We start from the raw sequence: 255 nt of genomic DNA on the forward strand, positions 1-255 counted from the left end.
GAAATTCGGGTACTGAGTCGCGGCCCGTGGGCCTCGCTTCAGCAAATTGGGTATGTGATAGCTTCGGTGTTTTGTGAGATTCGAACTTTCGGTTCGTTTCGTCTTCACACACCGCAATCTGGTCTCTTTCGAGTTCACAAATTGCTTGGGTGTTATATGGTCAAGCCTCACGGGCAATTAGTACAGGTTAGCTCAACGCCTCACAGCGCTTACACACCCTGCCTATCAACGTCGTAGTCTTCGACGGCCCTTCAG

General features: G+C 51.0%; 1 rRNA gene. It reads right to left on the reverse strand.

Annotation, left to right across the window (positions count from 1 at the left end):
- Positions 1 to 156: 156 nt before the first annotated feature.
- Positions 157 to 255 (reverse strand): 23S ribosomal RNA (locus tag Q7F16_RS30175); the annotation flags it as partial.

This window comes from Pseudomonas sp. Lb2C2, from assembly GCF_052112205.1.
GTDB classification, from domain to species: Bacteria; Pseudomonadota; Gammaproteobacteria; order Pseudomonadales; family Pseudomonadaceae; genus Aquipseudomonas; species Aquipseudomonas kilonensis.